Raw genomic sequence first — 8504 nt, 5'->3', positions numbered from 1 at the left:
CGGGTTCTGACGGCGTGTGACGGGGCGTACGAGCACGCACCGAGCACGACGGCACCCTACCGGCCCACCATACCCATCGTCGCCTCAGCGGCGCTTGGACTTGCCTTACCGCTAAAGAGCCTTGTCGACCAAACTCATGATGCTGTCCCGCTCGAAAACACAGTTTCGTGCTGTGAGCTGGAGGTTTGCTGCGTGATCAGGGCGGCCGCTGCAACTATCGCAAGGTGTTGTTGTCGCGTGCCTACCGGTTGGTGAGGGGCTTGTACGGCCTGCTGACGGTGCTGGCCCGCGCTGACCTGTCCCAGGACGTTGAGCTGCTCGTGCTCCGCCACGAGAACCAGGTACTCCGCCGCCAGTTCGGTGACCGGCCGCGGCGGGATCACACCGACCGACTCTGGCTTGCCGCGTTGTCGCGACTAGTTCACCGCCGCCGGTGGGCGGAGGTATTTTCCGGTCACCCCGGCGACAATCCTGCGCTGACATCGCCACCTCGTAGCGCGTAAGTGGACCTTCACGGATAGGCGGCGCCCGAGACGGCCATGCACCCGCCGACCGGTCAAGGCACTAATCGTCCGGATGGCACGGGAGAACCCGACCTGGGGACATCGGAGAATCCAGGGTGAGATTGGTCCGGCTGGGGTACACGATCGCGGCCTATACGGTGTGGGAGATCCTGCACGCTGCCGGTATCGATCCGGCGCCCTGCCGGGCCGGACCGACCTGGCGGCATTCCTGGCTGCCCAGGCCCACGCGATCGTCGCGTGTGACTTCCTGGTGGTCGAGACGCTGCTGCTCAAACAGCTGTATGTGCTGGTCTTCATCGAGCCCGGCACCCGGCGACTGCACCTGGCCGGTGTGACCGCGCACCCGACCGGGGCATGGAAGGGGCAGCAGGCCCGCAACCTGGCCATGGACCTGGGCGATCGCATCGCCCGGCTACGGTTCTTGATCCACGATCGCAATCCGCTCTTCACCTTCTCGTTCAGGGAGATCTTCACAGCTGAAGGGCTGCGGGCCATCACAACGCTGCCGCGGACGCCGCGAATGAACGCCATCTGCGAGCGGGTCACCGCCCTACGCCGCGAACTCCTGGACCGGATCCTGATCCTCGGCGAAACGCCACCTGACCTTTGTGCTCCAGGAATATCTGATCCATTGCAACGGACATCGGCCTCACCAGTCCCGGCACCAACGTCCCCCAGACGCCACGATGCAGCCCCTCCGCAACGTGACCGACTTCAACGACCCCGATCCATCTGCCGAAACCCGTCGTGGCAGGCATGATCAGCGAGTACCACTACGCCGATTAACCGCAGCTCAAAGCACGCAACTCAATATTCGAGCGGTACAGCCGCTGATCACCGGTGCCCCGATGGTGGCGCCGGAGCCCATAACTCAGCTGCTCGCCACGCCCATACGCTGACCTGGTTGCTGAGGCGTCCGGTACAACACACCTTGAGGAGCAGTGAACATGACGGCATCGCCACCGGAAGGAGCCCCGCAGCCGCCATCGGCTGCTACTGCCCGTCTTGGGGCAGGTGCGTCTCAGCGTCTTTGCGAAGCCAGCTGCTCGCTCTTGCAGCAATACGCAGCGCGGAGCGCCAGTCACTTGACCTTCGACGCCTTAGGGTGGGCAGTCTTTACGAGACAAGCACCAAAAGCGTTCACGGAGGTTCACGCCGTTGGAAACCGGGGAGGCCGCTCCACGTAAAAGACTGTTTCCGCGCCGTACTGGGTGATTGTGGCCAGGTCTTGGCGGTGAACCGTGCAGCCGACGAGGGCGGCGGTCACCTGGGGCTCAGGCAGCACCAGGTCGGGCACGCCGTACTCGGGCCAGTAGGCGAGCTCCCGCTGCCGCGGCTCCAGGGGCGTGAACAGGACCAGGACCAGCTTGCGGGTGAAGGAGGCCACCGCGCCGGCCAGGATGTCGTGCCAGGCATAGTTGTGCTCAAGCACGTGCCGAATGAAGATCGCCTCGGTGGTGCTCCGGTACGTTGTGAGGTCGGCGACCTCGTCGGTGAACGGGGTGGCCGTGCCATCGATCCCCCGGTAGCGCTGGCCCGGGCTCAGGTAGCGGCGTAGCCAGCCGGCGCCGCAGCCCCAGTCCTCGACCTCGGCGCAGTCGGCCAGGAAGCGGGCGCCCAGCTCGTAGGTTCGAGTGTCGCCGAATGGCCTGGGCCGAGTGAGGCCCCGGTACATGGGCTCCCATTTCCCCAAGTTGGAGTCGCTGCCGGGGGCGGCGGCCGGGGCGTAGCCCGCCCAGTCGTCGCCTAGCAGCCGGGTGATCTCTGCCAGCGGGTACGGCTTCCACCAGGCGTTGAGGTGCTTGGCGCTGGTGTTGCCCGGGTGGATCATCGCCACGTAGAAGGTGGGGTCGGCGAGCGCGCCCAAGCGCAGGGCCCGGTCGCCCCAGAGGTACCCGGTGTCGAGGCCATAGCTGACGTCCGGGAACGGCGCGGCGGCCCACAGCTCGCGGCGGTAGCAGAAGGTCGCGTCAGCGACCCAGGGGCGCTGGTCGGACGGGTACTCGTACCGCCAGCTCCGCCCCTCGCGCGGGTCGCAGAAGAGGAGCGTGGTCAGCCCGGAGACGTCCACGTTCTGCTCCAGGAAGGACGCCACCTGATACGAGAGCCGCCGGTCGGCCATCCAGTCGTCGTCGTCCCAGTGCACGATCAGCTCTCCGCACGCCTGCTGGTTGCCGATGTTGCGCTTAGCGCCGATGGTGTGGTGCCCGGCCAGCCGGACGTACCGGATGCGGGGGTCGTCGGGGACCAGGTCGGCCACCGGCTCAGTGCCGTCGTCGACGATGACGAGCTCCCGGTCGGGGTAGTCCTGGCGCAGGAAGTACCGGATCGCATGGGGGACGTACCCGCGGCGGTCCCGGGTGGGCATCACGCAGGACACCAGCGGGGTATGCCGCTTGGGGCGGGTGGCCGAGCGGTAGCCGCCGAACCGGGTACGGAGGTGAGCGCGGAGGGGATCGCCGGCGCGACGGGGGAAGGGATGCGCCCAGTACACGTCGGGCCGGTCCATCGCGGCGTCCAACTGGGCCGGGGTGAGCTCCCGGCGGAACAGGACGTAGTCGTAACTGCACGGATTACGGACGAGTTCGTGCCCGGCCAGGGCGGCAAGAGTGGGCAGCACCAGCTCCTCGGTGGCGAAAAGCTCCGTGCGCGCCATGACGGCCTGGAGGTCGGGGTCGGGCCACAGCTCGACCACGTCGCGCGCGGCGGCGCGGAGGAAGACCGTGGACGACCAGAGCGACCAGTGCGGGAACCGGCGCTCCCCGTCCTGGAACCGGCGCAGGAACGGACGCCAAAGCTCCACCTCCCGCCACGCGATGCCGGGCACCAGGAACCGAGTGTCCAGCGGCTGCACCCGCGGGTCCATGAGCAGGCAACCGGCCGACGGGTGGGCGGCCAGGAACCGGCCCAGGAGAGCCGAGTAGCCGGGGCGCACCGCGAGCTGGTCGGAGTCGATGAACGTGAGCGTGTCGCAGTCCAGGTTCGCCAGGGCGAAGCGCATGCAATCCAGCGCGTAATCGTGGAGCCGTCCCCAGTTCATCGGCCGGGGCGCGGGGTGGACGTGAACGCCCTCCCGCTCCGCCAAGCGGAGCCCCCGCAGCAGGCCCCCGGCGGCGCTGCCGTCGTAGAGCAGCACGTCCGAGCCCGGGTCGAGGAACCGGAGGTTGTCGACCAGGTCGACGACGCATTCGGGGACCTCGTGCACGAGGCAGACGATCAGGCTTCGCATCAGCCGCCCCTGACGATCCAGCCGACGTCACGCAAACGGCCCAGGTCACCGGGTGTCGTGCCGCACTGCGGGTGCCGGTAGAGCTCGTAGTAGGTGAGATGCGCGGTAGGTTTTTCGAAGAAAAGACCCATGGCATCGATAAGCGTTCCTGTGCACTCATGGCACGGACTGAACCGGATCATCTCCACCTCGACGTGGGTGACACGCCTGCGGAACTCCGGGGACTGGCGCACGAGCCAGGCGAACCACTGGTACTCCGCGTGCGTCCGGTTATCGCAGGCCCTGGCGTCCTCGGCGGTGTTGTAGGTGCCGGTGTACACCTCCGTCGAAGTCGCCCCCTGCTTAGACTGGTCGGGCTGGACCACAATGCCGCCAGCCGCCAGCGCCTTCACTGGGGCCATGACCGCGTAGCTGACCTGGCCAGGTCCCTGCCCGCCCGGCTGCTGCACCACCGGATTGGTACCGGGGACCCGCGGCCAGTCCGGGAACGGTGCCTCGGTGCCTTTGAGGGTGAACTTGGTGAGCATGCGGACCGCGATCTTGCCGTACGCGGTGCGGTCCCGCTCGAACAAGTACTTCATGAGGTTCTCGAAGGCACTGGCCTCCGCGCCGATCACGTAGGAGCCGTCCGCCTCCTGCTTGATGATCTCCAGCCGCTTGAGGCCCTGTGGGCGTAGTTCGCGCGTCACTTCCCGGATCACCTGGTCGCCCTGCGCGCGATTGCTCGCCCGGCGCAGGCGTTGCTGGAGCATCTGCCGGGCGCGTGCCTTCACCGCAGCCCCTCCGGTGGCCTTGGCGCGGGCGGTGAGAATGCCCTTGACGCGGTCGGCGATCCAGCGGGCGACCCGCTCTAGGGCAATGAGGGTGGCCCCACGGACGCGCCTAATGAAGCCCAGGACGTGGCCGGTGACGTTGCCCAGACCTGCAAAGCGGGCCAGAAAGCCGAGGATGACCGGCAGGGTGGCGGCCATGGTCTTCTCGATGTACGCGATCGCCGCGCCGAGGTTGCCCCGGGCGATGTTCTCGACCGAGTCCAGGATCGCGTTCACGAGGCGGGCGATCTGCTGGGCACGCTCGATGAAGAACATCACCGTGTTGTAGACGGCGATGACCGCCTGGATGATCGCGCCCACTGGGTTGAACAGCATGACCAGCTTGGCGACGGCGGCGCCCACCACCGAGCGGATGGCCCACTCCCGGATGGACTGGATCAGGCTGTCCGCCAGGTTGGTCGCGTACTCCTTGATCCTGTCCCAGGCCGCGGCGAGGCCCTTGGTCACGATCAGCCGCAGCCAGTCGAAGGCCTTCTCGATGTACTCCACCGCGGGGGCGCCGAGCACCTTCACCAGGATCTCGCGCAGCGCCGCATAAGTCAGGCCGAGGACTTGGAGGATCAGAGAGAGGATGCCCGCGAAGTCCCAGACCGACGGCAACTGGACGGTGCCCTTCATCGAGCCGACCAGCCATTCGAAGATTCCGGTACGCAGATGCTGGCCGATCTTGGACCGGAACAGCGCGATGCCGCTTTTGACCGCGCCGACCAGGTTGAACAGGAAGCGGACCGGACTGGAGACGATCAGGCCGAAAACGGCGCCGATCCGGCGGAAGATGGCGAGGATGCGCTGGGCGGCGCCTCCGGCGAGGGCGAGGGCGCCCTCGAAGATGAACTCCAGCACCTTCTTCCCGGCAGCCACGACGAAGTCGCGGATCCGGCCCAGCGGTGGGCCGAAGACGGCCTTTATCTTGCCCCAGGCCCGGCTGGGGCTGCGCAGGTCGCCGAGGGAGAGGGCGTCCCAGGCCTGCGCGAACAGGCTACGGATGTAGGACCAGGTGAGGTTGAGCTTAGTGATCTCGGTGGAGAACCACTCGTAGGCCCGCTGGATCACCCTGGCGCGCTGGAGGTTGTCGAATATGGCGGCGCCGCCGGGGATGAGGCCGACGATGCCCTTGATGAGGTTGATGGCGTTCCGGTCGACGTTGTCCTGGGAGATCGGATCCTTGCCGAGGGCGAAGGCGAGCAGGTCGTACCCGGGAACGGAGCGGGCGTGTTTCCTGAGCCACCCCAGGACTCGCTTCTTGAGCGCCGCCAGTTTGCGACGCACCCAGCCGAGGAGGCCTTGCACGACGGGGCCGGAGGTACGGCCCCGTACGACGGCCGGGGCGCCGCGGGCGGCCGCCGCGGAGGCGCGGTCGGCCTCGTGTTCCAAGGGGTCGTGGATGCCGCCGAACAACTGGACCGCGGGCTCGCCGCCCTGCTGGATGGCGTGCGCGAGTTCGTGGGCGATCAGCGGAAGGTCGGTCGGCTGCTCGCCCTCGGCGAGGTAGACGTTGACGCCCCAGGTGAAGGCACGAACACCGAGGATCTCCGCGGCCTCCTGGGCCTTCCGGTCGGTGTGCACGCGGATCGAGCTGACGTCGGCGTTGAAGGACATGGAGAGCGGGACGGCCACCTGCGGAGACAGCGGGTTCCCGGCTCCGGGCGAGGTCACCGCCTCCCGGACCGGTGCGGGCAGGCTCTCCGGCGGTACGCCGCTGGGCGTGTACAGCTTGATCGCGGGCCCGGAAGCCAGCGCCCGCGCGGCCACCAGGGACGACAGCGGGGATGGCGTGGCCGGGCGGGGCGGCGGGCGCTCGGGCGCCGGCTCGGCAACGCGCTCACGGACCGCAGGGCGGACCGGGGCAGACGGTTCAGGCATGGGCAGCCGCCCTGCGCAAGGGGCAGACGGCGCCCATCTTGCGGTACTCGCGGCGGATGGCCTCGGCCAGGTGGGCGGTGGTGATCACTCCGGTGTCGTCCAGGGCGAGCAGGGAGGCGTGCAGCACGGCGCTGCGGATCTGGCCGCCGGTTAGCGCGCACCGGGCCGCCGCCTCGGCCAGGAAGCCGTCGTCCACTGGGCCCCCGGCGCGGAGGTGGAGCCGCCAGATCGCCCAGCGCTCGGCCGGTCCCGGGGTCGGGAAGTCGATGACCACGTCCAGCCGCCGTTCGAAGGCGGCGTCGACGTGCTGTTCGGCATTGGTGGTGAGGACGAGGACGCCCTCGAAGGACTCCATCCGCTGGAGGAGGTAGTCGGTCTCCAAGTTGGCGTACCGGTCGTTGGCGGTCCGCACGCCGGTCCGCTGGGTCAGCAGCGCGTCGCCCTCGTCCATCAGCAGGACGACGTCCAGCGTCTCGGCGTGGCCGAGGACCCGGTCGAGGTTCTTCTCGGTCTCCCCCAAGTACTTGTTGACTACGGTCGACAGGTCCAGCCGGTAGAGATCCTTGCCGAGGATCGCCGCGAGGATATGCGCGGACAGGGTCTTCCCGGTGCCACTCGGACCAGTGAACATCGCGCGCACCCCCGGGCCGAATCCGGTGCCGAAGGCGGGCGGCAGCGTCCCTGGCAGCCGTTCCCGATTGCGGCAGCGGCGTTCCAGTAGCAGCAGCTCGGCCTTGGTGTCCTCAGCGGTGACCAGGTCGTCCCAGGTGCCGTGGACCGGTATCCGAGTGGCGAGGGTGTCCAGCGGCTCGGCGCGGACGGCCCGGCTCGCCCGGACCACGTCGGCGGCCACGACCTCGGCGCGACCGTCGGCGGACGCCTCGGCGGCGGCCGAGCGGGCGACCCGGCGGATGGTGCCGCCGGGCATCCGGTAGGCGACGGCCAGCGCGGCGGTGTCCGCCGCCGCGTACCCGGCCAGCCCCGCCTCCCAATGCCGCCGCCGCTCCGCCTCGCCCGGCATGCCCAGGACCAGCGTCATGGTCCCGTCCGCCGCCGCACCCCCATGGATCGGCAGCCGCAGCCCGACCGGTCCCGAGTACGCCGCCAGTTGCGGAACCGGCGCCGTCTCCCCCGGCGCCGGGTCGAGCGTGATGATCGGCAAGGCGTGCAGCAGCGTGGCCAGTAGACCCGCGATCCGCCACCGGGGGTCGGAGGCCTGGCCGGTGAGGGCGGACAGGTCCAGGGCACCGCGCCCCAGCCCGCCCGCAAGCGCCCGCAGCAACGTCCGTCTGCCCCCAGTCCGCGGCCCCCGAACCACCACGTGTGCCACCACACCCGCCGCCAACGCCCCCGGCGGCGGCGTTCCGGGCGGTACCCCAGCCAGCGTCCCCGGTAACATCCGCGCCAGGGCTGCGGCCCGGCGCCGGACGTCTTCTGGCAAAATCAGGTCGGCCAGGGTGGGCAGGGCGTCGGCGGGTTCGTAGCGGGCCCACTCGGCGAGCCGGTGCGGTACGTCGCCTCGTACGGCGTCCCAGATCAGCGGCTGAGGGCGCAGCGTCCAGGCGTTCTCGGGGAGACTGGGGTCCACCGCCTCGACCAGTCCGAGCGCGAGCAGGTCACCCAGCGCGCGGCGGGCCGCGAGCCGGGTACGCGGGTCGTCGTCCCAGTTGGCGATCAGCCTGGCGGCGGGCCACGGCTGCCCGCCCTGGATGGCCTCGAACAGCGCGCCGAACCTGGGGTCCTCCTCCCCAAGGCCGATGACGAACAGCAGGAGGAGCGCGTCCCGGCCAATCCCTGCCGTGTCCCCCAGCCCAGCGAGCGACAGCCGTACCGGCGACTTCGCCTCCCAGGCGGCGAGCCCTGCCTCCCACTCGGCCCGACTGCCGCACCCGGTCGCGTCGAGTTCGTCCAGGTACGGCCCCAGTAGGGCCACCCGCTCGGGGGCGACGGCGGCCAGGCGTTCACGCAGGTACAGGACGGCACCGTAGAAGTGCAGGCGGAAGTGCTCCGCCGCGCTGTGCGGCCGTCCCGTGAACGGGTTCCTCACCTCAACCC

The 8504-nt window shown here is 69.3% G+C and carries 4 protein-coding genes; 1 reads left to right on the top strand and 3 read right to left on the bottom strand.

Translation table 11 applies throughout. The annotated features are described in order from the left end of the window. Positions 1–663 precede the first annotated feature (663 nt). On the top strand, positions 664–1284 hold the full coding sequence (locus ACWDRB_RS62215) for a hypothetical protein (RefSeq protein WP_449911339.1): 621 nt from the start codon (positions 664–666) through the stop codon (positions 1282–1284). A 390-nt stretch (positions 1285–1674) separates the two neighbouring features. On the opposite strand, the gene ACWDRB_RS62210 is transcribed toward ACWDRB_RS62215, so the two are convergent. From ACWDRB_RS62210 to ACWDRB_RS62200, 3 genes are read right to left on the bottom strand one after another with little or no spacing between them, the layout of a single operon-like run. Continuing rightward, positions 1675–3753, bottom strand: a complete 2079-nt coding sequence (locus ACWDRB_RS62210) for a glycosyltransferase family 2 protein (RefSeq protein ID WP_449911337.1) — start codon at positions 3751–3753, stop codon at positions 1675–1677. After that, positions 3753–6449, bottom strand: a complete 2697-nt coding sequence (locus tag ACWDRB_RS62205) for an eCIS core domain-containing protein (protein ID WP_449911335.1) — start codon at positions 6447–6449, stop codon at positions 3753–3755. Before ACWDRB_RS62205 ends, ACWDRB_RS62210 begins: the two co-directional genes overlap by 1 nt. Then, positions 6442–8496, bottom strand: coding sequence for an ATP-binding protein (locus ACWDRB_RS62200; protein WP_449911333.1), 2055 nt, complete (start codon positions 8494–8496; stop codon positions 6442–6444). The genes ACWDRB_RS62205 and ACWDRB_RS62200 overlap by 8 nt, the downstream gene beginning before the upstream one ends. Between the last annotated feature and the right edge of the window lie 8 nt (positions 8497–8504).

Source organism: Nonomuraea sp. NPDC003707 (assembly GCF_053587055.1).
This window is presented reverse-complemented; position numbering and strand designations above follow the sequence as displayed.